At 68.1% G+C, this 23035-nt stretch carries 19 protein-coding genes and 1 pseudogene; 11 read left to right on the forward strand and 9 right to left on the reverse strand.

Going from position 1 to position 23035, the window contains the following annotated elements:
- Nucleotides 1–201: 201 nt before the first annotated feature.
- Nucleotides 202–1077: an ABC transporter ATP-binding protein gene (locus MUY14_RS29250; protein WP_247013935.1), complete on the forward strand. Its 876-nt coding sequence runs from the start codon at nt 202–204 to the stop codon at nt 1075–1077.
- Nucleotides 1078–2228: 1151 nt separating this feature from the next.
- On the opposite strand, the gene MUY14_RS29255 is transcribed toward MUY14_RS29250, so the two are convergent.
- The gene (locus MUY14_RS29255; RefSeq protein WP_247013937.1) at nt 2229–2465 is read right to left on the reverse strand and encodes a hypothetical protein; all 237 of its coding nucleotides are present in this window, start codon (nt 2463–2465) and stop codon (nt 2229–2231) included.
- Nucleotides 2466–2734: 269 nt separating this feature from the next.
- On the opposite strand from MUY14_RS29255, the gene MUY14_RS29260 reads away from it, so the two are divergent.
- The 4 genes from MUY14_RS29260 (at nt 2735) to MUY14_RS29275 (ending at nt 5992) form a co-directional block, all read left to right on the forward strand.
- Nucleotides 2735–3016: a hypothetical protein gene (locus MUY14_RS29260; protein ID WP_247013939.1), complete on the forward strand. Its 282-nt coding sequence runs from the start codon at nt 2735–2737 to the stop codon at nt 3014–3016.
- Nucleotides 3017–3169: 153 nt separating this feature from the next.
- Complete coding sequence (locus MUY14_RS29265; protein WP_247013941.1) at nt 3170–3472, forward strand: transposase; 303 nt, start codon at nt 3170–3172, stop codon at nt 3470–3472.
- Nucleotides 3469–4347 carry an IS3 family transposase gene (locus MUY14_RS29270; protein WP_247013943.1) on the forward strand — a complete coding sequence of 293 codons (879 nt, stop codon included), beginning with the start codon at nt 3469–3471 and terminating at the stop codon, nt 4345–4347. Before MUY14_RS29265 ends, MUY14_RS29270 begins: the two co-directional genes overlap by 4 nt.
- 229 nt (nt 4348–4576) lie before the next feature.
- On the forward strand, nt 4577–5992 hold the full coding sequence (locus tag MUY14_RS29275; protein ID WP_247013946.1) for an NF041680 family putative transposase: 1416 nt from the start codon (nt 4577–4579) through the stop codon (nt 5990–5992).
- Nucleotides 5993–6432: 440 nt separating this feature from the next.
- Here the strand turns inward: MUY14_RS29275 and MUY14_RS29280 are convergent, their stop codons facing one another.
- Entirely contained in the window at nt 6433–6756 is a 324-nt protein-coding gene (locus MUY14_RS29280; protein ID WP_247013948.1) for a hypothetical protein, read from the reverse strand.
- A 410-nt stretch (nt 6757–7166) separates the two neighbouring features.
- On the opposite strand from MUY14_RS29280, the gene MUY14_RS29285 reads away from it, so the two are divergent.
- Nucleotides 7167–9938, forward strand: a complete 2772-nt coding sequence (locus MUY14_RS29285) for an AfsR/SARP family transcriptional regulator (RefSeq protein ID WP_247013950.1) — start codon at nt 7167–7169, stop codon at nt 9936–9938.
- A 364-nt stretch (nt 9939–10302) separates the two neighbouring features.
- Here the strand turns inward: MUY14_RS29285 and MUY14_RS29290 are convergent, their stop codons facing one another.
- Nucleotides 10303–10722, reverse strand: coding sequence for a MarR family winged helix-turn-helix transcriptional regulator (locus MUY14_RS29290; protein WP_247013952.1), 420 nt, complete (start codon nt 10720–10722; stop codon nt 10303–10305).
- Nucleotides 10723–10778: 56 nt separating this feature from the next.
- Here MUY14_RS29290 and MUY14_RS29295 point away from each other — a divergent pair, with 56 nt between their 5' ends.
- Nucleotides 10779–11282, forward strand: a complete 504-nt coding sequence (locus tag MUY14_RS29295) for a DUF6790 family protein (protein ID WP_247013954.1) — start codon at nt 10779–10781, stop codon at nt 11280–11282.
- Nucleotides 11283–11288: 6 nt separating this feature from the next.
- Complete coding sequence (locus MUY14_RS29300) at nt 11289–11924, forward strand: TMEM175 family protein (RefSeq protein ID WP_247013956.1); 636 nt, start codon at nt 11289–11291, stop codon at nt 11922–11924.
- Here the strand turns inward: MUY14_RS29300 and MUY14_RS29305 are convergent.
- Both MUY14_RS29305 and MUY14_RS29310 read right to left on the reverse strand, forming a co-directional pair.
- Nucleotides 11866–12582 (reverse strand): DUF6193 family natural product biosynthesis protein, encoded by a 717-nt coding sequence (locus tag MUY14_RS29305; RefSeq protein ID WP_247013958.1) that lies wholly within the window; start codon nt 12580–12582, stop codon nt 11866–11868. The two genes, MUY14_RS29300 and MUY14_RS29305, sit on opposite strands and share 59 nt — an antisense overlap.
- A gap of 247 nt (nt 12583–12829) precedes the next feature.
- Nucleotides 12830–13798 (reverse strand): Lrp/AsnC family transcriptional regulator, encoded by a 969-nt coding sequence (locus MUY14_RS29310; protein ID WP_396126596.1) that lies wholly within the window; start codon nt 13796–13798, stop codon nt 12830–12832.
- A gap of 107 nt (nt 13799–13905) precedes the next feature.
- Between MUY14_RS29310 and MUY14_RS29315 the strand changes: the two genes are divergently transcribed.
- Nucleotides 13906–15351 carry an FAD-dependent monooxygenase gene (locus tag MUY14_RS29315; protein WP_247013960.1) on the forward strand — a complete coding sequence of 482 codons (1446 nt, stop codon included), beginning with the start codon at nt 13906–13908 and terminating at the stop codon, nt 15349–15351.
- A gap of 11 nt (nt 15352–15362) precedes the next feature.
- On the opposite strand, the gene MUY14_RS29320 is transcribed toward MUY14_RS29315, so the two are convergent.
- On the reverse strand, nt 15363–15947 hold the full coding sequence (locus MUY14_RS29320; protein ID WP_247013962.1) for a hypothetical protein: 585 nt from the start codon (nt 15945–15947) through the stop codon (nt 15363–15365).
- Between the two features lie 55 nt (nt 15948–16002).
- Nucleotides 16003–17211 (reverse strand): Ig-like domain-containing protein, encoded by a 1209-nt coding sequence (locus tag MUY14_RS29325; protein ID WP_247013964.1) that lies wholly within the window; start codon nt 17209–17211, stop codon nt 16003–16005.
- A gap of 548 nt (nt 17212–17759) precedes the next feature.
- On the opposite strand from MUY14_RS29325, the gene MUY14_RS29330 reads away from it, so the two are divergent.
- Nucleotides 17760–18422, forward strand: coding sequence for a nitroreductase (locus MUY14_RS29330; protein ID WP_247025293.1), 663 nt, complete (start codon nt 17760–17762; stop codon nt 18420–18422).
- Nucleotides 18423–18520: 98 nt separating this feature from the next.
- Nucleotides 18521–19936, forward strand: coding sequence for a M1 family metallopeptidase (locus tag MUY14_RS29335; RefSeq protein ID WP_247013966.1), 1416 nt, complete (start codon nt 18521–18523; stop codon nt 19934–19936).
- A 109-nt stretch (nt 19937–20045) separates the two neighbouring features.
- On the opposite strand, the pseudogene MUY14_RS29340 reads toward MUY14_RS29335, so the two are convergent.
- Together MUY14_RS29340 and MUY14_RS29345 are read right to left on the reverse strand one after the other, a co-directional pair.
- Nucleotides 20046–20447: pseudogene (locus tag MUY14_RS29340) on the reverse strand (leucine zipper domain-containing protein); the annotation flags it as partial.
- A complete protein-coding gene (locus MUY14_RS29345) occupies nt 20440–23022 on the reverse strand; it encodes a tetratricopeptide repeat protein (protein ID WP_247013968.1) in 2583 nt (860 codons plus the stop codon). The pseudogene MUY14_RS29340 and the gene MUY14_RS29345, both read right to left, overlap by 8 nt.
- Nucleotides 23023–23035: the final 13 nt, after the last annotated feature.

Raw genomic sequence — 23035 nt, forward strand, 5'->3', positions numbered from 1 at the left:
CACCTGCGAAGCAGCCTTACTGTCATTCAGAGCACGACCGCGATGAGCCTGTCGACGGTACCAACTTGGTTAAAATTCGCCTTGCTTGTAACGCAAGGCCGACGCGCGGCGACCTCATACTCTGTCAAAGATTGCCACGCGGCGGAGGTGAGCGTGCACGAAGACATCTGATCTCCCGTGCGAGACCGTTGGGCCGCGCTAGTGCCACTTGTCCTGCAGTCGGGCAACCCGCGCGACCGAAAGGTCACGTTTCGGCGACGCTGGAACTTCTTCACTAACCCGGATGTGGCCGTTGCGATCACAGGCATGCGCGGCACGGGGAAGTCGACGTTGATGAAGGCGATCCGCGGACGACTACGAATCGACATCTACCCCACTTGGGAGGAAAGTCCCGACGCCGAGCGGGATCGCTTCGTAGCAGTAACCAAAGGCGGAAAGAGGCAAATTCAGTCAGTTGTCGTTCCCGGCCAAAAGGACTCGACTCAAGGTGCAAGCACCCTACGTCGCTATTTTTTCGAGGGCAAGGCCCCGGACGGCGTGGTACATGTCGCTTCCTGGGGATATAGCACCATCTGGGACTATACCGCCGAGAAGGTTGCGATCGCATCAGCGGCCAATGGCGGCCAAGGGACCGGCGACACAGACCTGACACGTACCCGCGATTACAACCTCAAGGGCGAATTAGACGACTTTCGTGAGACCAGCAGCCTCCTGAAGGTAAGCTGGCGCGGAAAACGAAACCCTCTATGGCTAATCATTGCGGTCTCGAAGGTCGATCTCTTTCAGGACACGGATTCCCTCAAACAGGTCGGCCGACACTACCTACCAGCTGAGCGCCCGGAAGATGACAGCCCCTTCGCTCGCGAATTGCGATCCCTCGTAAACAATTTGGGTGAACAGCGTTTCGGAGCCCCCGGACGGTTGCGCATTGCCCTGGTGCCAGTGGTGTCTTTCCCGGAGGACTACCCCGTGAGCGACACTACCGTGCCTTCGACAGGCAAGCCAGACGTAGTCGCAGCACTCCTGACCAACTTCGTCAACACACTCTGGGAGCTCAGTGGTGATAGACAAGCTTGATCGCGGCGAGCTGGGTGCGGAGTTGGAGCATGCCCTCGTCCACGCGGAAGCCATACTCCTGGCCGTAGACCAGGCAACATGGCGACTGAGTGCCCTACGCGCGGCACTGATAGTCAACACTGTCGGCGGGTTCGCCGCAGCAGGCGGCATTCTGGCTGTCGGCACAGGAAATATTGCACGTATGGCCGCCAGCCTTATAGCGGCGACTACGATAGCAAGCCTCGCCATGTTAAGCTTGACCCTTATGCGCATGGCTCGCGCCCGCATCCGCGACATCTCGGTGATGGTAGCCCTTTCCCGAACCGTGCGCGATATATTCCCCGCCGTGTCGCAAGACGAAAAATGGTCCGAACTACGACTCGCGACGACTCGTGCGCGGATGGCACGATTTCCAATCTCAGGTAAGTCGCGATGAGCGCGGAATCTATATGGACTCACGTAGGTCGTCTCGCCGATGTGCTTCAGATCTTGACCGTGGTGGGCGGCCTCGCCTTCGTGGCACTCGCCATAGCAGGCGTGGATGTCCTCGCGGACCCTAGTAACCAGACACTCTTGCTTGCTGCCGTAGTTCTCGGCCTCTCAGCTCTCTTGGCCCTCGGAACCGGCGTAACTCGAGCGCAACTGTCTGATAGTGGCTTCCGAGAGGGCGACCGGACGACAAACCAAGTACTTTACGCGACTAGTGCAGTATTGTTCGCATTGTCGGCAACGGCAGTTTCTCTATTGATTTTTCGTGAGCCGCCAACTGGTGCTAGCACCTGTCTCACGGGTGTTTGAGGTTAACATAATGCTCATCACCGCCATAGTGACGCCATAGAAATTCTACATGAATAATGATCTGAGCTTGAGTTGACGGTCAGCCTGCTTCGCAAGCTTTCGCCCCCGACCAGGCTCGGACAATATCCGCACGGACTCTCATGCCTCACGACCTGCGGATGTCCACCACCGTGGCCCTGCGAGCGAGACACGGTGGACGACGAATATGACCACCCAGGATACAGGACTCGTTCGACGTCGATCACCGCCGCCACCTCACGCCGCCAAGCCGATCCAGGTCAGCAATCCGGGGGCATTGACTGAGTAATGTGTCGTCACTCTTTGACACGGTCTCTCCCGCGCAGACACCAGAGACAGCCTCCGCACCCTGCGGATTAAAAGCGCGCGGGTTCAATCGCGATGATCTTGAAACGGTCTTCGATCGCAGGGCTTCTACCTGCGGTTTCCTTGCGTCCAAGATCATCTTTGTATTTGCCAACGGTCGATCTGGGCTCCCGGCCGCCGACGAGCTCCAGTTCGCCGGCTGGGTGCTGCTGCCCGAAGTCGCGGCGCTGCCCGCGGTCGGCATGCTCATCCCCGGCACGGCCGTGCCCGAACCCGTGCTCGACCACCAGGGCGAGCCGATCGTCGGCATGATCCGGTGGGCCGGCGAGGCGAACGGCTCGACGGCCAGAGCGCGCGATGTGGCGTCTTGCTGGGGACGATCTGACCTGGCAGCAATGCCGCACCGTTGCCAAGGCCAGTCGCTCGGCACGCACTCGCGCACCGGACGCCGCTCGCCTCGCTGGGGAACACGACGTCATCCGTCTTCTTGCCGAGTTTCATCGTGGCAGGCCCGCTCGGCGGAGTATCAGGCAACGAGCTGGAGGGAGGTCCCACCTTGGCGGGTCCCATCGAGATGTTCGATTCGGAGATCGACGTCGTCCGGATTCCGCGGCCGCGGAGCATTCTGCGGCTGCTGCTCGGTCTCGTCCGTCTGCGCAGCGACCGGCTGAAAGCCAGCGATCGCGGCGCAACGATCACCGAGGTCGCCCAGGTCTTGTCTGAGTCCGGCTACGGCGGACGGGTGACGAGCCATTCCCCGGACGGTGACCGCTGGTCGGTTACCGTCCCCATCCCGGTCACGGATCCGCGGGCGGGGATACATGCGGACGTCCGGTGAGCGAGGATCACCCGGCCGCTGCTCCTTACGGAGACGAGGCAGTCAAAGCGCTGGCCGCCCTGCATGGCGACCGTTGGGCGTGACCCGTTTTGACGGACATCTGAGATCAGGGGGCGTGAGCCCCCGGAAGGGATGTCCCTCATCATGGAGACCATGGGCAAGGCGAAGCCTCGACCTCGTCGTTCGTTCACGCGGGAGTTCAAGGCCGAGATCGTCGAGCTGTGCCAGCGCGGCGACCGTTCGGTGGGGCAGGTCGCGAAAGACTTCGACCTGACCGAGACCGCCGTGCGGCAGTGGGGCGCCCAGGCCGAGCGGGACGCCGGAACCCGCACCGACGGACTGACCAGCGACGAACGGGACGAACTGGCCAGGTTGCGGAGGGAGAACCGCCGACTGTCCGAGGACGTGGAAATCCTCAAACGAGCGAGAGCTTTCTTCGCGAAGGAGATCCGGTGAACGTGTACCCGTTCATCGAGGCGGAGAACGCTGCCGACAGTGGCAACGTCAAGCGTGCGTGCACCCTGTTGAAGGTCTCCCGAGCCGCCTACTACGCCCACCGCTCCGCCGAACCATCCCACCGCGCACGCCAGGACATCGAACTGACCGAGGAAATCGTCGCGATCCACGACGAATCGAACGGCACTTACGGAACACCTCGGCTGCACGCCGAACTTCGCCACCGCGGTCAGCGGCATTCCCGCAAGCGTGTCGCCCGGCTCCTGCGCGCCGCCGGCCGCGCTGGGCGAGCTCCGAAGCGGTGGCGCACCACCACCGTCCCCGCCCCGGCCGCGAGCACTCCGGCCGACCTGATCAAACGAGATTTCTCGTGCAGAGCAAGCGATGTCAACACGCGTTGGTGCGGCGACATCACCTACATCCACACCTGGGAGGGCTGGCTGTATCTGGCCACCGTGATCGACCTCGACTCCCGCCGCGTCGTTGGCTGGGCCACCGTTGATCACCTGCGCACCGACCTCGTCGCCGAGGCGCTCAGTAACGCCGTCGCCCAGCGGCGGCCGGAATCCGGAGTGATCTTCCACTCCGATCGTGGCTGCCAGTACACCTCCACCCAATTCGGTGCTCTCGCCGAGGACCTCGGCGTGCGTTTATCGGTGGGACGTAAAGGACAGTGCTGGGACAATGCCGTCGCCGAATCGTTTTTCGCTACCATCAAGAAAGAATTGATCGACCGACGCGGCTGGCCCGCCCGGATTGCCGCGCGCAAGGCGATCTTCGGCTACATCGAAGGCTGGTACAACACCCGCCGGCTGCACTCCAGTCTCGGCTACCTCAGCCCCAACACCTACGAAGCCACCCACTGGGTAGCCTGACCACCTTAACGACCCTGTCCGTCACAACGGGTCAGCCCCACACCCACCGCTTTGAGGACAGGCCCTAGCTTGAGTTTTAACGTCTGAGTGGCCGGCGGAGACCCCGCTGATCATGAGTGAAGCCCCTGGTCGATCATTCCTTCTTGCGACAGAAGGAAGATCGAACCAGGGGCTTCAGTTGATCAGCGGGGTCTCCGCCGGTGACGGCAGTGCGGCCGGGGAGTTGTCCGTGCTCCGGCAGGAGTTCTACCGATGTCTGACCCGGCGGGCGGACGCGTTGTTCGAGCTGACCGAGGCCGTATTGTGCTCGGACGGGCCGGTCCGGTCGATCGCGGAGCTGTCCCTGGCCGGCGAGCACCGTCGTGGCCACGGCAGTGGCTATGCGGCGCTGGCGCGCGGACGTGTCGACATCGATCGGCTACGCACCGCGCTGAGCGAGGTCTCCCTGCCGCGTGCCGCGGACGGGCGGCTGGTGCTGGCGGTGGATGTGACCTGCTGGCTGCGTCCGGAAGCCCACACCTGCCCGCAGCGGATCCTGTGTCACACCTACGGACGCGGCAAAGACCAGCACATGATGGTCCCAGGCTGGCCCTACTCTGTGATCGTCGCGCTCGAGTCCGGGCGCGGTTCGTGGACCGCGCCGCTGGATGCGGTCCGGCTCACCCCCGGCGACAACGCCGCGAACGTGACCGCCCGGCAGATCCGTGATGTCGTGGACCGGCTGGTCGCGGCCGGGCACTGGCAACCAGGAGACCCGCAGATTCTGCTGGTCGCCGACGCCGGCTACGACGGCCCCCGCCTGGCGCACGTGCTGGCCGATCTCCCGATCACCGTGCTGGTGAGAATGCGCACCGACCGGGTCCTGCATCGCCCGGTCGGCCCGCAGCCACCGGCCACCCTGGGCAGACCCCGGCGCCACGGCGCCGAGTTCGCCTTCGGCGATCCAGCGACCTGGGGTGAGCCTGATGTCGTCACCGACACCACGACCCGGCTCTACGGTCCTGCGTTGATCCGGGCCTGGGACCGGCTGCACCCGCGGTTGACCCACCGCATCGCCTGGGCCGGCCACGGCGGCCCTCTGCCGATCATCGAAGGCACCGTGATCCGGCTGCAGGTCGAGCGCCTGCCTTCCGGCGCGATCCCGAAACCGGTGTGGCTTTGGCACTCCCGCACCGGCCTCGGTCAGGCCGAGGTCGATCTGGCCTGGCAGGCGTTCCTGCGCCGGTTCGACATCGAGCACACCTTCCGCATGCTCAAGCAAACCCTCGGCTGGACCACCCCGAAACTCCGTGGGCCCGAGGCGGCCGACCGCTGGACCTGGTTGCTGATGACCGCTTACACCCAGCTGCGCCTCGCCCGTGATCTCACAGCGGATCTGCGCCGGCCCTGGGAGAAACCCCGATCATCCGGTCGGCTCACCCCGGCCAGGGTCCGCCGGGGGTTTCGGAACCTGCGTCCACAACTTGGCTGTCCGGCCAGTGTCCCGAAACCTTCACGACCCGGTCCCGGACGTCCCTCCGGAACGCCCAACCACCGGCCCGCGTCACGCCACGACGTCCACACCGTCACCAGCTCGAACACCCGAAAACCCAGACGCGGCAAGAACACCAAGTCGAGCAACCCACGACCACGCCGAACAGGTTAAAACTCAAGCTAGGCAGCTCTCTTCCTTACCCGGCATTACCTGCTGCTCGACCGGCGTCGACCACCGTACCCGGTAATCGACGCGGCGCAATCGAATTACCCGGTCAGCTCGGGCGGGGTGCGGGAACCGCGATCGGCGGCACACCACTGCGGCGCCACGCCCACTCCAGGGTCATGACCGTCGAGTCCAGCCAGGCTGGTCCAGTAAATATGCAGGGAGGGTTCGGAATCCCGAATCTCGATCCGATCCCATGTTATCGGCAAATCGGCCGGATAATTGTTAAGGTGAGTTCCGTTTGTTGACCGATGGGAATAGTGCTCATCACCTGTCCCTGGCTTCAGGGTAGGAATCCTGGCCATACTTCGTGGTACGACAGGTAGTGCCCCGTGGTCTTCATCACGGAGCACCGCCCTGCCAATCAACGACTCCTGCTCGTTGCGTCAGCCCCAGTTGATGCTGGCGCCCGTGACGCGGAACGTGCACTCGTTCTGGTCACTTCCCGGCCCGTACTGCCAGTTGCCGTAGATGTCGCCCTGGAGTTGGCAGGTGAGCTTCAGGCGCCACTTCTGGCGGCCGTGGCCGACACAGTTGGTCTTGCCCAACGTGTTGAACCACTGGTTGTGGCATGTGAGGCCGCCGCGGCTTTGGGTCGAGGACCCCGACATGATGGTCACGCCTCCGGTCGGCGGGGACGTGGAATCCGCCAACGCCGGCAGGCTCGTCCCGCCACCGATGGCGGCGACCGTGATTGCGACCAAACCCATCCTGCACAAAACGTTCATTCTTCTCTTCCCCTTAGTTTCCGAAAAGCCCGCACAATGCGGGCGATTGCGCGCGTGATTTCGACGCGAGTAAGGCGTACTTCGCCGCGCCGAGTGGTCGTCACCAGTTGCACCTGCATTCTGCGAATTCGGTGCAGATCATTGTCGCAATTGCCATTCCGGCATGTTGCGAGTGGGAAGTTTCCCCCTTTTTTGTTGTAGTTTTGGTCGCGAATCTTTGGCCCTGCGTCGTCTGAGTGACATCGGCGGGGGAGGTTGGGCCCCGTTGCTCGCGGATCAGCGCAATAGCCATGGTGCGGGCCCGTTCGAGGGAAAACCTTGCGAAAACCTTGAACTCGCAAGCCACTCTGGTATCCCGGAATCATCACAGGATGCGGGGTCAGGATGTGAGCATGGCGGAGTTCCGGTTGCTGGGCGGCGTCGAGGCACTGCAGGGAGACGAACTGGTCGACCTCGGGCACTCTCGGCAGCGTGGTGTCCTGGGTGTGTTGTTGGCCGAAGCCAACAGACCCGTCACTGTTGAACGGTTACTGGACCGCGTTTGGGGTGCGCACCAGCCACGCCGGGGTCGGGCGACCCTCTACAGCTACCTGAGCCGCCTGCGCACGGCGCTGGCAGCGTTCGATGGTGTCCGGCTGGAGCGCCGTGCCGGCTACCGGCTCGTCCTTGACGACCGGACCGTGGATCTGCACCGATTCCACGACCTGCTCGCCCGGGCCAGAAGCGCCCAGGACGATGAGCAGGCCGCGGTGTTGTTCGAGCACGCTCTGGCGTTGTGGAAGGGCGAGGCTGTGCCGGAGTTGGACACACCCTGGGCGATCGAACTGCGGGCCACGCTCGATCAACTCCGGCTGGCCGCCGAACTCGACCACGCCGATGTCGCGTTGCGTCACGGCCGACACAGCGAGCTGCTACCTGACCTGATCGACCGCGCGGCCCACCACCCGCTGGATGAACGGCTGGCGAGCCAGGTCATGACTGCTCTGTATCGCAACGGACGCCAAGCTGACGCCCTGGAGCACTACCAGGCCGTGCGGGAACGACTGGCCGAGGAACTGGGCACCGACCCCAGTTCGTCTCTGCAGCAGTTACACCAACGGATCCTCACCGCCGATACCACCCTCGTGCTCACGTACCCCTCGACTGCCGCAGACCGGCCTGTGCCACGGCAGCTCCCGCCAGCGCCGCCGCACTTCACCGGGCGTGCTCCTGAGCTGGCCGCCCTGTCCAAGGCTCTGGACACCGTCGGAAATGCCGCGACGGTCGCAATCTCCGCGGTCGGCGGATCGGGCGGGATCGGTAAAACGTGGCTGGCTTTGACGTGGGCACACCGCCATGCCGACCGCTTCCCGGACGGGCAGCTGTTCGTGGACCTGCGTGGCTTCAGTCCGGAGAGCGACCCGATGGACCCCGCTGTCGCGGTACGCGGGTTCCTCGACGCTCTCGGCTTCAGCTCCGACCGTATTCCAGCGGACCCGCACGCCCAGGGCGCCTTATACCGAAGCCTGGTCGCCGACAGGCAGATGTTGATCGTGCTCGACAATGCCGCCACCAATGACCAAGTTGGCCCGCTGCTACCCGGCGGCAGCACCTGCACCGTATTGGTGACCAGCCGCCACCGCCTACCCAGCCTGATCGCCACCAACGGTGCCCAACACCTGCACTTGGATGTTCTCTCGGATGTCGAATCGCGCGCGCTGCTGAGCGGCCGACTCGGCAAACGGCGGGTATCGGCCGAACCCCGCGCGGTGGATGAACTGATCGCGTTGTGCGGCGGGTTCCCGCTGGCGTTGGGCGTCCTCGCAGCGCAGGCCCACACCCATCCCACCGCGCCCTTGAACGAATACAGCACCGAATTGCGCGAGCTTGGCGTAGACGCGTTGGTCGACGACGACCCGACTGCCAACCTGCCCACCGTGCTGTCCTGGTCCCTCCGCGGTTTGACTGCCGAGCAGCGCCAGGTGTTCGCGTTGTCGGGCATCGCTCCCGGCCCGGACATCGCGCTGCCCGCTGTCGCGAGTCTGACCGGCCTGCCCGACGCGGAAGTCCGCAAGATGCTGCGCCGGCTGGAGGATGCATCCCTGATCGAGCGGACCAGCGACGGCCGTTACCACATGCATGACCTTATCCGCGCCTACGCCAGCACGATCGCCAGTGACCTAACCGAAGTCGAACGAGAGACGGCACTACGCAGAGTCGTGGACTTCTACCTGCACACGGCCTTCCGCGCACGCCACCTCCTCAATCCCCGCCCCGATCAGTCCCCGCAACTGACCCCGCTGGCACCCGGTGCGCGCCCTTGTCCGCTCCCCGGTGCCGCGGCGGCGACCGCATGGTTCGACGTCGAACACTCCTGCTTGCTCGCCGCTCAAGACACTGCCGCGATGCGTCGGTGGGACGACATCGTGTGGCAACTGGCCTGGACACTGATCACGTTCCATGACCGGCGAGGACTTCTGCACGACGCCCAAGCCGTGTGGCGAACGGCAGTCGACGCCGCAGAACACCTTCCCGAGCCTGCGAACCAGGTCTTCGGACACCGGCGCTTAGGCCTCATATACGCCTTATTGGGGCGGCACGAGCACGCCATCGAGTGCCTGAATCAGGCTCTCAGCCTGGCCGAACAACTCCACGACACGACCCTGCAGGCCCACACACATTTCGATTTCGGGCGCGCCTACGGGCAGCGAGGAGACGACCGGCAGGCCCTGAGGCACGCCCGCCACGCACTCGAGCTCTGTCGCGTACTAGGCGAGCAGGCGTGGGAAGCCGACGCGCTCAACGGCGTCGGCTGGCACGCCGCCCGGCTGGGCGACTACGACACCGCTCGCGAGCACTGCCAGGCTGCCCTCAACCTGCACCGGAAGCACAGCAACCCCGCCGGCGAGGCAGCCACGCTGGACAGCCTCGGCTACATCGAGCACCACAGCGGCCACGATGCCCAGGCCGTTGACCTGTATCGCCAAGCCGTTGATCTGCTTCGAGACCACGGCAACATTTACGAAATCGCCAACACCCTCGACGGGCTCGCTCGCCCACAGGCGGCGCTCGGCGAGCACGGTTTAGCACGCTCAGCGTGGTTAGAGGCCCTGCAGCTATACCAGCAGCAAGAACGTCACGTCGACGCCGCCCGGGTACAACGACAACTGGAAAGCCTCGGTTAACCAGATTACTCATCAGCAACCTCGAGGGTATACGGAATTGTCGTTGACCAGACGAGTCCGCCCCGACGCTCGCTCCCCAGGGCCACGCCGTCGAGCCCGCCTTCGTCCCGCTGGCCGATCGGCTCCGACCAGTCCGTGTTCGGCGCTGACGCGGCCGTGCTGGTCAAGACGCACGGCGTGGCCACGATCTCCTGGCCCCCGGGCGGCGTAACTGTGGCCGGCCGCGGTGACGACCTAGCCACGCATCGGGTTCTTACTGTGCTGGCGTCGCCGTCGATGCACCTTTAGCTCCACTCTCGCAAAACCCCTTCGTTTCAGCCCCCGCGGGCTGACCGGAGGGGTTTTCCGCGTTCCGGGGCCGCGGTCAGTCGGATTCGAGGATCTCGGCCAGCCGCAGCGTGTCTTCGAGGTAGCGCTCGTACGGGAATCCGGCGGCGATGAGCCCGGCGCGGAACTCGTCGTAGAGGGGCTTCCCGTTGACCTGGAACGCTTTCCGGCCGGTTTCCGTGAGCGTGACCAGACGCCGTCGGGCGTGGGCGGGGTCGACCACGACCTGGACCAGGCCGTCCGCCTCCAGGGTGCGCAGGGAGCGGCTGATCGCCGGGTCCGAGACCGACAACGCCTGGGCCAGGCGGTGTTGCGTTGCCGGCTCGATGTCCTCCAGCGTGCCCAGCAGCCGGATCTGGCTGTACGTCAAGCCGTCCTCGCCGTCGGTGCGGCGGCGGGCCGCGTCGCCCAGCAGCATGACCACGCGGTGCAGCAAGTCTGCGAGTCCTTCGTCCACGCCGTCAGCTTAGCAGAGTGTTGACTGGTTAATGTTAACCATGCAAGACTCGTGGCATGGACACCTTCGGTTACTTCGCCCAGTCGGCTTTTCCCCTGGTCTGGATCGTGGTCCCGGCCATCGGGGCCTACCTGCGAGCCCGCCACGTCACCTCGGCCCGGGAGCGGCTGGAGATCTGGCAGCGCTGGTGGGCCATCGGCGCCTTCGGCATCGGCAGTCTGTGGATGACGGTGGCGTTCCTCGCCTTCCCGGACGTGATGGCCACCGCCATCGGCTTTCCCCGGACGCCGTTCCTGTTCGAGATCGCCTTCGCCAACCTCGGGCTGGCCGTCATGGGCTTCCGCGCGGCTTCGGCGTCAGCGCGTGAGCGCATCACCATCGGGCTCGGCGGCGGCATGTTCCTGTGGGGCGCCCTCGCCGGCCACGTCTACCAATGGTTCGCGGGCGGCGACCACGCTCCCGGCAACACCGGCGGCGTGCTCGTCAACGACCTGCTGATCCCGGCGGTCATGATCGTGCTCGCCGTGCGTTCGCGGCGCCTGGCGCCGGTTGCGGTCTGAGCTACCGTGAAAACCCGGCACAGCAACGAAACCGGCGAAGCGCGAGCGGTCGCAGCCGATCGGCTCACGACGTTCGTCGACGCGGTGATCGCGATCGCGCTCACCCTGCTCGCCCTGGACCTCCCCGCCCCCACCGGCGACACCACCGACGCCATGCTGAGCTCGGCTTTGGCCCACGGCAAGGAGTACCTGGCCTTCGCGCTCAGCTTCACGGTGATCGCCGCCCACTGGCACGCGCACCACGAGATCTTCCGCTACGTCGGCTCGCTGAGCGGGCGCCTGACCAGCCTCACCCTGGCCTGGCTGTTCATGCAGGTCCTGATGCCGTTCGCCACCCGGCTGCTCACCGCCGACGGCGCCTTCCCGCCGCGGTTCAGCTTCTACGCGCTCGTGCAGGTCCTGGCGTCCGCGACGTTCGCGCTCATCATCCGGGAGATCCGGCGCGAGCATTTGCACCGCTCGGACGTCACGCCGCCGGAATTCGCGCAGAGCCTCGTGCGCAGCATCTGCCTGGCCGCCGTCTTCGCGGTGTCCGTTCCCGTCTCGTCCCTGATCGGCGGCACCGGCGCGTACCTGTGCTGGCTCACGGCGCCGGTCGTGCTCGCCGTCGCCCGTCGCGTCCAGAGCCGGGCGGTGCAATGACCGCCGTGCCGAGGCGGTCCACCTCGGCCAGGCACACCCGGACCGCTTCGACGGCGCCGTACGCGATGTCGGGCTCCTCCCGACGATTCGCGACGACCGTGAACCGCCCGTCGCCGACGGAGCGCACCCACGGGCCGGGCACCCGGTATTCGTCCGCGGTCGGCCGGAACGACATCCGGAACAACGACGTGAACGGGTGCATCCGCCGCAGCCGCGGCTCCCGCATCGCCGCCTCGATGAATTCGCCCAGGCCGAACTGCGGGTACGCGCGGTACAGCTGCCACGTGAACTCGGTCCGATCGCCGCTCTCGTACGCATCGGCGACGGCCACGAAGTCGGCGAACGGCCACGCGGCGGCCAGCTCCCGCGCCGTGGCACCGCCGAGCCAGGTCGCGGCGGAGCCGGTGACCTCCGCCAGCTCGGCGGTGGACAGCCGGCTCAGAAAGCTCCCCCGCAGCTTGTGCCGCACGCGGAACAGACGCTCCCGACGGAGCGGCATGACGGACACGGCGCGGTCGCGTCTGCTCACCGTGGCCGCGAAGCCGCCGAAAGCGCCGGGAGCATCCGTCATGTCGATCGCGCAGTCAGGGCACGCGGCGCGGAGCACGGCCTCGAGGCCACCCGCGTCGATCAGGTCCTGGTGAGGCACTTCCTCCATGGTTCGAAGGTACCCGTAGCCGCGAACGCCGCTGAGTGCGCTGAGGCGGGAACCCCGACACCTCCCGTCCAGGCGCGGGTTCCCCGGACCCGGCCCGGCTCGAACGGGCTGCCACCCTCACGTGCGACGGGCAGGACGCACCCGTACCGGGTAGCGACGCGATGCACGACCTCGTGATCCAGGCCGTGCGGATCGCCCGCACCTCACCCGACGCCTACCTCCGGTACCCGCGTCGAGGTGCAAGTCGTTACGGCCGGTTCGCTGCCCGCTTCACGGTCTTGATCACCGGTGCCGTCTCGATGTGGGTGATGGCCGTCAGCCCGGCCAGCCGGCCCGTCAAATACCGGTACAGCGCCTGCTGGTTCGCGCACACCACGCTCGCGTACAGGTTCGTCGGCCCGGTCGTGGCGGCGGCGAACGCGATCTCCGGATGCCCGGCCAGCGCCGTGCCGGCCTCCTCCAGGAAAGCCGGGGCGACCGAAAGCCAGAGCATCGTTCGGGGGCCGACGCCGAACATCGTTCCGTCGACGTCGATGTCCAGGTACAGCACCCCGCGCTCGCGGAGCTCGGTCATCCGGCGGCGGACCGTTGTCGGGGACCAGCCGGTCAACGCGGCCAGGCGCTCTGCCTCGGTGCGGCCGTCGGTGGCCAGGGCGGCGAGGAGTTTCCGATCTCCGTCGTCGAGCCGTACCGGGCCCGGGCGGTGCGGTAGCGGGGGCGGGCGCAGGCGCTCGATCGTCTCCTCGTCCAGCGAGCCGAGCTTGGCGACCAGACTGTCCGGGCCGCCGTAGAACGCGTGCAGCACCGAGTGCGCCGTCACTCCCTCCACGCGTGGGGTGCGCGGCAGCTTGGCCAGCAGCAGCGCCTCGCTGTCGGCCTCGCTTTCGGTGCGGACCGTGCAGGTGATCTCCGTGCCGCCGGAGGTGATGCTCACCCAGGACGTGTCGGGACGCCGGGCCAGCGCCTCGGCGACCGGGACCGACGCGGACGGCGCGCAGCGCACCCGCAGGAACCACAGCACCGCGCCCAGTGCGGCCGGGTCGACGCCGCCGAGCACGCGCACCGCGCCCGCCGACCGCAGGCGGGCGTACCGGCGGGCGATGGTGCGATCCGACACGCCCAGGACCTCGGCGATCCTGCTGAACGGCGCCCGGCCGTCGACCTGCAGGGCGTGCACGAGCCTGCGATCCAACTCGTCGTATTCCACCGCGTCCAAGCTAATCAGTGTCGGATACCGACGCAATCAAGCGGGTTTCTGGCGCGGCCCGCGTCGGCGGGCGGAGTGTCGCTTCAGTCCTGATCGACACAACCAGGGGAGAACTCATGGACACCGATGTGCTCGTCGTCGGCGCGGGCCCGACCGGTTTGACGCTGGCCAACGAACTGCGGGTGGCGGGGGTTCCGGTCGTGCTGGCCGACAAGCTGTCGCAGCGCAGCACGTTGTCCAAGGCGGGTGGCGTGCAGTCGCGCACGCAGGAGGCGTTCGACCAGCGCGGTCTGCTGGAACCGTTGCTGGCCGACGGGAACCACCCGGTCGGCACCGCCCACTTCGCCGGCATCACGCTTCCGCTGACCCGGGACAGGCACGCCCAGCCGTGGCGGTCCATCCCGCAGGTGGTGATCGAGGAATTCCTCGAACGGCACCTGGCCGCGCACGACATCCACGTCCGGCGTGACCACGAACTGACCGGCCTCGCCCAGCACGAGGACGGGGTCACCGCGACCTTCGCGAGCGGCGAGGTCGTCCGCTCCCGTTACCTGGTCGCGGCCGACGGCGGCCGCAGCACCGTGCGGTCGCTGCTGGGCGCGGAGTTCCCCGGCAGGCCGGGCACGATGACCTCCGTCGCCGCCGACGTGCGGTTGGGTGGCGCCGGCCAGGCGATGACGCACGCCCGCAGCGAGGACGGGCACTGGGTGTCGGTGTTCCCGCTCGGCACCGACACGCGGGGCAGGCCGCTGCGCCGGCTCGCGCTGGGCGGGCCGGGCCGGTCGCTGCCCCGGGACGTCCCGGTCACCGAGGAGGAGATCCGCGAGGGGCTGCGCGTCGTGTTCGGCTCGCGGGTGGAACTGCTCGAACTGCGCTACGCCCGCCGCATCACCAACGCGGCCCGGCAGGCCGCGCGGTACCGGCACGGGCGGGTGTTCCTGGCGGGCGATGCCGCCCACGTCCACCTCCCGATCGGGGCGCAGGGCATGAACACGGGGATCCAGGACGCGCTGAACCTCGGGTGGAAGCTCGGCGCCGCCGTGCGCGGCTGGGCGCCGGAGCACCTGCTCGACACCTACCACGCCGAACGCCACCCGGTCGGGGCCGCCGTGCTGCGCAACGTCCAGGCGCAGAGCCTGCTGATGGACCAGCAGGGCACCGGCGACCCGGACCTGGCGGCGGCCAAGGGGTTGTTCGCGGCGCTGGCCGAGCTGCGGGAGGTGCAGTACCACCTCGACGACGTGTTGTCCGGGATGGGCATCCGGTACCCGATGCCGGGCAGCGACGACCAGCCGCTGGTCGGTCTTCCCGCGCCGGATCAGCACCTCGGTCCGGTGCGGTCGCACGAACTGCTGCGGTGCGGGCGGGGGCTCCTCATCGATCCGGCCGACAGGTTCGGTGAGGTCGCCGGCCGTTGGCGCGATCGGGTGGACCGCGTGGGGCAGGGCACTGATGCCGAGCCGATGCTCATCCGGCCGGACGGGTACGTGTGCTGGGCCGGCGACCCGGACGGCCTTCGAGCCGCGCTGGGCCACTGGTTCGGTAGCCGGAACTTGCTCTGAGCTGTATGCGCTCAACGATCCGAGAGCTCCGAGTCCGGAGGCGTGGAGTCCAGTTCGATCTCGGGCCACGCTTCCGGCGCGGGGCCGAACGCGCGCCGGGCGGCGCGGACCGCCATCGCGGCGACGGTGGCGTTGGCGCCACCGCCGATCGCCGCGCCGATGCCGAACGGGGCCACCCGGCCGAGCACGATGATGCCCTGCTTGGTGCCGTACTCGGTGACGAAGTTCTTGCCCAGGACGCCGTTGATCTGCTTCAGCGTCGTCGCGGGCACCTTGCTGACGAGCTGACGGGCCCAGTGCTGACCGGTGCGCTCGGCGGCCTTGCCGGCGATGGCCGAGGAACCCGACTGGCCGAGCAGGATCCCCATGGCGACCGAGAGCACGAACAGCGTGCTCAGCTCGAGCGAAGAGAAGGCCTCGCCCGCCGACAGCGCCAGTGTCACGCCGGTGCCGACGGCGGGCGCGGCCGCGGTGGCCCCGACCGCCGCCCCGGTGCCCGCCGGCGCGCTGACGTACATCCGCTCCAGGGTGCGCACGACCTCCGCCGGTGTCGCGTCCGGGTTGCGCCGACGGGCCCGGGCGATGTTCTTGCGCACCAGGGGTCTGGAAGCCGATTGCCGCCCAGTCTCGCACCCGCGCCACGGGCCGGACTCAGCCGCGTAGGGCGCTGCCTGCCTGCCAGGCGCTCCAGCTGATCGCCCAGTCGCCGTGGCCGTTGTTGATGGACAGCTGCGGGCCACCCGAGTTGGTGACCTCCACGACGTCGCCGACGTTGAAGTTGTCGAAGAACCACTTGGCGTTCTCGGTGTTCATGTTGAGGCAGCCGTTGGAGACGTTGGCGCTGCCCTGGACGCCGACCGTCTTCAGGTTCTCGTGGAGATATTCGCCGTCGTTGGAGATCCGGACGTTCCAGTTCTCCGGGGCGCTGTAGTAACCGGGGTCGCCCTCGCACACGCCGTAGCTGCAGGAGTCCATGATCTTGTGCTCCTCCTTCCCCAGCACCGTGTGGGTGCCGTTGAAGGTGGGCGTCGGGCCCCGCGGCGGGGTGTCGGCGGTCTTGCCCATGCTGGTCGGGGCGGTCTTCACCAGCTGTCCGTTGTGGTACGCGTTGATCTGGTGCGTCTTGCCGTCCGCCTTGGCGATCCAGGAGTCGTGCACCTTGTACGTGGCCGAGACGTCCTGGCCGCCGTACACGCCGCCGCCGATCGGGGTGCCGAAGGTCGTCGTCTCGAGCTTCACCGTCGAGCCGGCCTTCCAGTAGTCCTTGGGCCGGTAGTGCACTTCGCGCTTGCTCACCCAGTACCAGCCGCCGTCCTGCGCGGGCGACGACGTCACCTTGAACGACTTCTCCACCGTCGCCTTGTCGGCGATGTCGTGGTCGAACTTCAGGCCGATGATCAGGCCGACACCGACATCGTTCGACGCCGGCTGGAAGAGCGCCGGCGTGGCGATCCCGGACGGCTTGATGGTGTGGACCTCGCCGCGCTGCTCGGTCGTCGCGCCCGCCTGGTTCACCGCGGTGGCGACCACCTGGTAGGTGGCCCCGTAGCGGAGGCGGTCGTTGCTGGTCCAGGTCGTCTTATCCGGCGAAAGTTCGCCCTTGACGCCGTTCCCGGTCTGCGGGTTCGTGACGGTGACCGCCTGCAGCGTGCCACCCGACGCCCTGACGACGATCGGGTCCTTGGGGCTCAGCTGGTCCCCGCCCTCGAAGGCCACCGTCGACGCCGGCACCCCGGGTGCCGTCGCCGTCCCGGCCGGTCCGGCCGCGCCGACCGGTTGCGCGGTCCCGTCGGTCTGTCCACTGCACGCCGCCAGCAGGAGGGCAACCAGGCCGAGCCCGGCGATACGGATCGATCTCACGAACCACCAGACGTCTCACGCCGCCCGAAGTTGTGTAACGATCCGGACCAGTTTGGTGTCGATCGATACCGTATCGAGTGATTCGCCGCTGGCAGCGTCCGGCCATGACGCCGAATCGCCGTTCGCGCTGGGACTTCTCCTGCGGCGCGCGCACTGGCACGCCGCCGCGGTGATGTCCGAGGCGCTGCGGCCGCTCGGGATCGAACTGCGGCACTTCGCCGTGCTGATCGTGCTGGTCGAGCGCGGCCCACCCTGCAGCGCGACCTCGGGGCGGCGACCGGGTCCGGCAAGGCGGGGATCATGCGCGTCGCCGATGATCTGGAACGCAAGGGGCTGGCCGCGCGCAAGGCCGTCCCCGGGGACCGGCGGGCGCGGGCCGTGGAGACCACTCCCGAGGGACTGGAGCTCTTCGACGCGGCGCACGTGGCGGCCGAGCCGCTGGCCCGGCGCCTGGTCGCCGAGCTGGAACCCGGCGAGCCCGAACGGCTGGCGGATCTGCTGACCCGGTTCACCCCTCCCGAAGTAACGAACCGGGTGGGAGGCCTACGCTGGACGTCTACGAGGCGGTCGAAAGCCGGCGGGCGGTGCGCGGGTTCACCGACCGGCCCGTGCCGCGGGCGACGGTGCGGCGGGTGCTGTCCGCCGCGGCCCGGGCCCCGTCCGGCTCGAACCTGCAGCCTTGGCGGAGCTACGTCGTGACGGGGGCGCCGCCGGCCGAACTCAAGAAGCGCACGAGCGAGCGGCTGGCCGCCGGTGATCCCTGGGACGAGCCGGAGTACGAGATGTACCCGGCCACCCTGAAATCGCCGTACCGCGAGCGGCGGTCGGCTTTCGGCGAGCAACGGTACGGCGCCCTCGGCATCCCGCGGGAGGATCTCGAAGCGCGGCAGCGCGCCGCTTCCGCGAACTGGGACTGCTTCGGCGCCCCGGCGGCGCTGTTCTGCTACCTCGACCGCGACCTGTGCCGGCCACAGTGGTCCGACGCGGGCATGTACCTGCAGACCGTGCTGCTGCTGCGCGCGGAAGGACTGCACAGCTGCCCGCAGATGGCGTGGGCGAAGTTCCACGAGACCGTCGCCGGGATCGTGCGCCCGCCGGCGGAACTGCTCCTCTTCTGCGGCCTGTCGATCGGGCTCGAGGACCCGTCGGCGGATCGCGGCCGGACGGGCCGCGCACCGCTCGGCGACACGGTCACCTTCGTCGAGGACTGACGAAGCGGCCAAATCGGACTTCGAGGCGCCGCAACGGGGTTGATACTCGTGTCGGGTCGGACCTACTCTTCAGCGTCGATGATGGCCGAGGAGGATCCATGCGAGGCGTCACCCGTAGCCACTTGGTGATCATCTCTTGTGCACTGTCCGGTTTGCTCGTCGCGACGGGCCAGGCGGAGGCGGCGCCCGCGCACCCGCCGCGGTACTCCCCCGGTGCGCCGGGGGCCGGGGATCCGTACTTCCCCGACATGGGCAACGGCGGCTACGACGTCGGCCACTACGACATCCGGCTGGCGTACCGGCCCGACACCCAGGCGATCGACGCGACCACGACGATCCTCGCCACGGCCACCCAGGACCTCTCCCGCTTCGACCTGGACTTCCGGGGACCGCTGACGATCAGCAAGCTCACGGTCGACGGCCTGAACGCCGCCTACACCCGCAGCGGCGCCCAGGAGCTGGTCATCACCCCGCCGTACGGCCTGCGGAAGGGCAGCCCGTTCGTCGTCTCGGTGAGCTACGCCGGCGTCCCGCAGAAGATCGACGACCCCGCCCTCGGCGTCTCCGGCTGGGTCGCCACCAAGGACGGCGCCGTCGCGCTCAACCAGCCGATCGGCGCCGCGACCTACTACCCGGTGAACGACACCACCGACGACAAGGCGACCTACACCCAGACCATCACCGTCCCGGCCGGACTGACCGTGCTGGCCAACGGCGACCCCGGGCCCACCACCACGCGCGATCACCGGACCACCTTCCGCTGGAGCATGAACCGGCCGATGGCGAGCGAGCTGAGCATGCTCGCGATCGGCCGCTACGACGTCACCCGCGGCGTGACGGCCGGTGGCCTGCCGAACATCACCGCGATCGGCCAGTCGATCGACACGAAACCCGGTCAGGGCAAGGTGTTCAACCAGACCACGGCGCAGGTCGTCCAGTGGGAGTCCTCGGTGTACGGGCCGTACCCGTTCGACTCGACCGGCGGCATCCTCGCCGACGTCGGTGTCGGCTACGCCCTCGAGACGCAGAGCCGGCCGGTCTACGACCAGGACACCAGCGACGTCGACGGCGATCTGCTCGCCCACGAACTCGGCCACCAGTGGTTCGGCGACAGCCTCACCCCGGTGCACTGGTCGGACATCTGGCTCAACGAAGGCTTCGCGACCTACTCGGAGTGGCTCTACCAGGAGAAGTTCACCGGCGTCCCCGTGCACCAGAGCTTCGCGAAGACCTACGCCGAAGAGAAGGACTGGAGCGGCAAGGTCGCCGATCCCGGCCGTGACCACATCTTCGACGACCTGGTCTACAACCGCGGCGCGATGACCCTGCAGGCACTGCGCCTGAAGATCGGCGACCGCGCCTTCTTCCAGGTGCTCACGCAGTGGCCGACGGTCAACCGGTACGGCAACGTCTCGACGCGCGACTTCATCCGGTTCGTCGAGCGGCTGACCGGCCGCGACCTCGGCTCGTTCTTCCGCACCTGGCTCTACCAGCCGGGGAAGCCGGCACTCTGACCCCGTGAGCCAGGTGTGGTGTCGGGGAGGTCGGTCAGCCGGGTGATGGGTGGCTTGCCTCCGGTGGGTGAGTGGGGTCGGTGGCGATGGTGGAAGTGCAGCGATGTTCGCCGACGTAGCGCCGGCCGCCGCCGTCGGGGATGGTGCCGAACTTGGTGACGTCGACGTGGATCAGCGAGCCGGGGTGGTCGTGTTCGTAGCGGCGCGGAGGCTCGCCGGTGACCCGGTCGAGGCAGGGATGGCGACCCGGCCGGCGATCTCGACCGGGCCCAGCCGGTTGCGCCGGCGCAACTGCACTGTCCGGCGCACCATCGGAGCGGCTGCTGCGGCCGGTCATCCCGGTCACGCCTTCGGTGCGGTGGCGGTCGGCCCCTTCGCGGGTGGTTTTGGCGGTGACCATGAACATCTTCGCTGCCGCTGTTCAGGTCCAGCCCTGCTTGATGACCAGGCGGGCCAGTCGCGGTCGGGTGCGTGGGGTCAGGGTGGCTCCCCGGACACCACAGCTAGGCATCGGCCAGGTTCGCGAGAGCGGTCCTCACCGCCTTCGCCTCCGGCGCCTTCAGTTCGTCGAACACCGTCAACGCCTCCGACAGCCGGGCGACGCCGTCCGCGACGTTCTCGGCTCTCAGCGAGCATCGGCCCAGACCTTCGAGCGCTCGTCCTTCCTGCAGGCGGATCCCGATGGCCCGCGACCGGTCGAGCGCCTGGCGGTAGAACTCGCCGGGGTCGCCCGCTTCGGGCCAGGCCAGGGCGAGGCCGCCGAGGTTGTTGAGGTTCTCGGCCTGCCACGCCCGGTCGTCGCTGAACAACGCCCGGGCGCGTTCCAGGTACATGAGCGCCAGCCGGAAGTTGCCGCCCGCGTGGTGCAGCCGGCCGAGGTTGTTCAGGGCCACCGCTTCCCGGGTCCGGCTGTCCAGCCTGCTGTAGATGAGCTGCGCGCTGCTGTAGCAACTGTCCGCCGTACCGTAGTCACCGCGCTCGAAGTGCATGCGGCCGAGGTTGTTGAGGGCCCGCGCCTCCGTGTACCGGTCGCCCAGTTCCCGGGACAGGGAAAGGACTTGCCCGAAGATCCCGATCGCGCTCGCGTAGTCTCCGCGGACGCCGTACGTGCAGCCGATGCAGAGCAAGCTCAAGGCTTCGCCGAGCTTGTTGCCGAGCTCGACGTACAGCGCGAGGGCCCGCTCGCCGTCGGCTCGGGCGGCGTCGTGCCGGCCGAGCCGGAACTGCACGCTCGCGAGGCTGCCGAGTGCGCCCGCGATGCCGAACGGGTTCTCCAGCTGTTCGTACAGCGCGTGGGCGCGGGTGAGGTACTCGATCGCTTCCGGGTACTCGGAAAGCTCCATCCGCGCGAACCCGATTTCGGTCAGCGCCGCGGCTTCGCCGAGCCGGTCGCCGGATCGGGCGGACAGCTCCCGCGCGCGCATCAGGTCCTCGACCGCCGCGGGGTGGTCGCCGAGCAGGCTCCGCACCCGGCCCAGATCCGCGCGCGTGGCCGCTTCGTCGGTGAGGTTGCCCGCCGCTTGTTCCGCGGCCAGCACGGCCTGGTCGAGCCGGTGGGCGTCGTGCCAGTACCCGTGCTGCTCGAGGTACGGGTGGAGCGCGACCGCGAGTTCAGCGGCCCGGTGCAGGTGGTCGTGGACCGCCGCGTAGGTGATGCAGGCACCGAGGTTGGCGCGTTCGGCGCTCAACCACGCGATCGCCTCGGCTTCCGACCCGAATTCGTGCGTCCCCGCCGGCGGCTCGGCGGCGATCTCCGGCCGCGGGCCGCGGGTGGCGACGAACCGGGTCGCCGACCGGACGGCGTGGAGGTAGTAGTCGAGCAGGCGGTGCAGGGCCTTGTCGTCGCCGTCTTCGGTGCGCAGGGTCAGGCTGTAGGCCCGGGTCAGGTCGTGCAGGCGGTAGCGACCGGGAGCCACTTCTTCCAGCAGGTGGTTGAGGTACAACGCATCGAGGCGTTCGCCGGTCGGTTCCGGGTCTTCGCCGTCGAGCGCCGCGGCCGCGAGCGCCTCGATCCGGGTGCCGGGGTGCAGGCCGAGGCGGCGGAAGAGCCGTTTCTCGTCCGGGCTCAGGTCGCGGTAGGAGAGGTCGAACGCCGCGGCGACGGTGCGGTTGCCCGCGCGCAGCACCGTGATCCGGTTGCGGGAGCACCTGAGGTCGTCGGCCAGGTTCTCGGGCGTCCAGCAGGGGTGGTTGCGCAGCCGCCCGGCCGTGAGCGTGATGGCCAATGGCAGGTACCCGCACATCGCCATCAGCTCGGCCACGGCCCGGGGATCGTGCCGGTGCGCACCGGTGTAGCGCTCGAACATCGCGGCGGCGTCCTGGGGCGGGAGGGTCTGCAGCGAAACCGGGCTCGCGTCGGCGACGGACTCCATCCGGCGCCGGCTGGTGATCAGCACGAGACTTCCCGGGCTGCCGGGCAGCAGCGGCCGGACCTGCTCGTCGCCGACGGCGTCGTCGAGCAGCAACAGGATCTTCCGCCCGGCCAGCTTCTCGCGCCACAAGCGGGCACGATCGTCCAGGCCGGCGGGGATGTCGATCGCCGGGACGCCCCAGAGGAGCAGCAGCGAGGCCAGGGCGTCCCCGGGGTCCACGGGTGCCTGCCCGGGGCTGTGGCCGTGCAGTTCGAGGAAGACCTGGCCGTCGGGGAAGTAGCCGGCGAGCTGGTAGGCGGCGCGGACCGCGAACGTCGTCTTCCCGATGCCCGGCATGCCGTCCACGACGTGGACGGCCATCCCCAGGGTGCCCTGCCCCGCGGCGGTGGACACGGTCGCGGTGAGCTCGGCCAGCTCCCGGTCACGGCCGGTGAAGGCCGGGAGGTCGCGCGGGAGCGTGGAGCGGCCGCTCACCGGAGCCGGGAGGTGCGCCGCTTCCGCCCGCCGCGGCTCCGCTTCCGCCGGGACGGGCTCTTCGGCGGCCGGCGGGTACGGGTGGTCCGGCAGGCTGATCCAGCCGACGGTCACGGTCTCCTTCACGGCCACCTGCACGGGCCGGAACGTCGAGGCGTCCACCACCGTGCTGCTGCGGACGACTTCGTCGAAGAACCACGTCGAAGTGATCAGCGCGAGCGTTCCCGGCGATTCGGCCAAAGCGATCTTGAGC

This window comes from Amycolatopsis sp. FBCC-B4732 (assembly GCF_023008405.1).
Taxonomy (GTDB): Bacteria; Actinomycetota; Actinomycetes; order Mycobacteriales; family Pseudonocardiaceae; genus Amycolatopsis; species Amycolatopsis pretoriensis_A.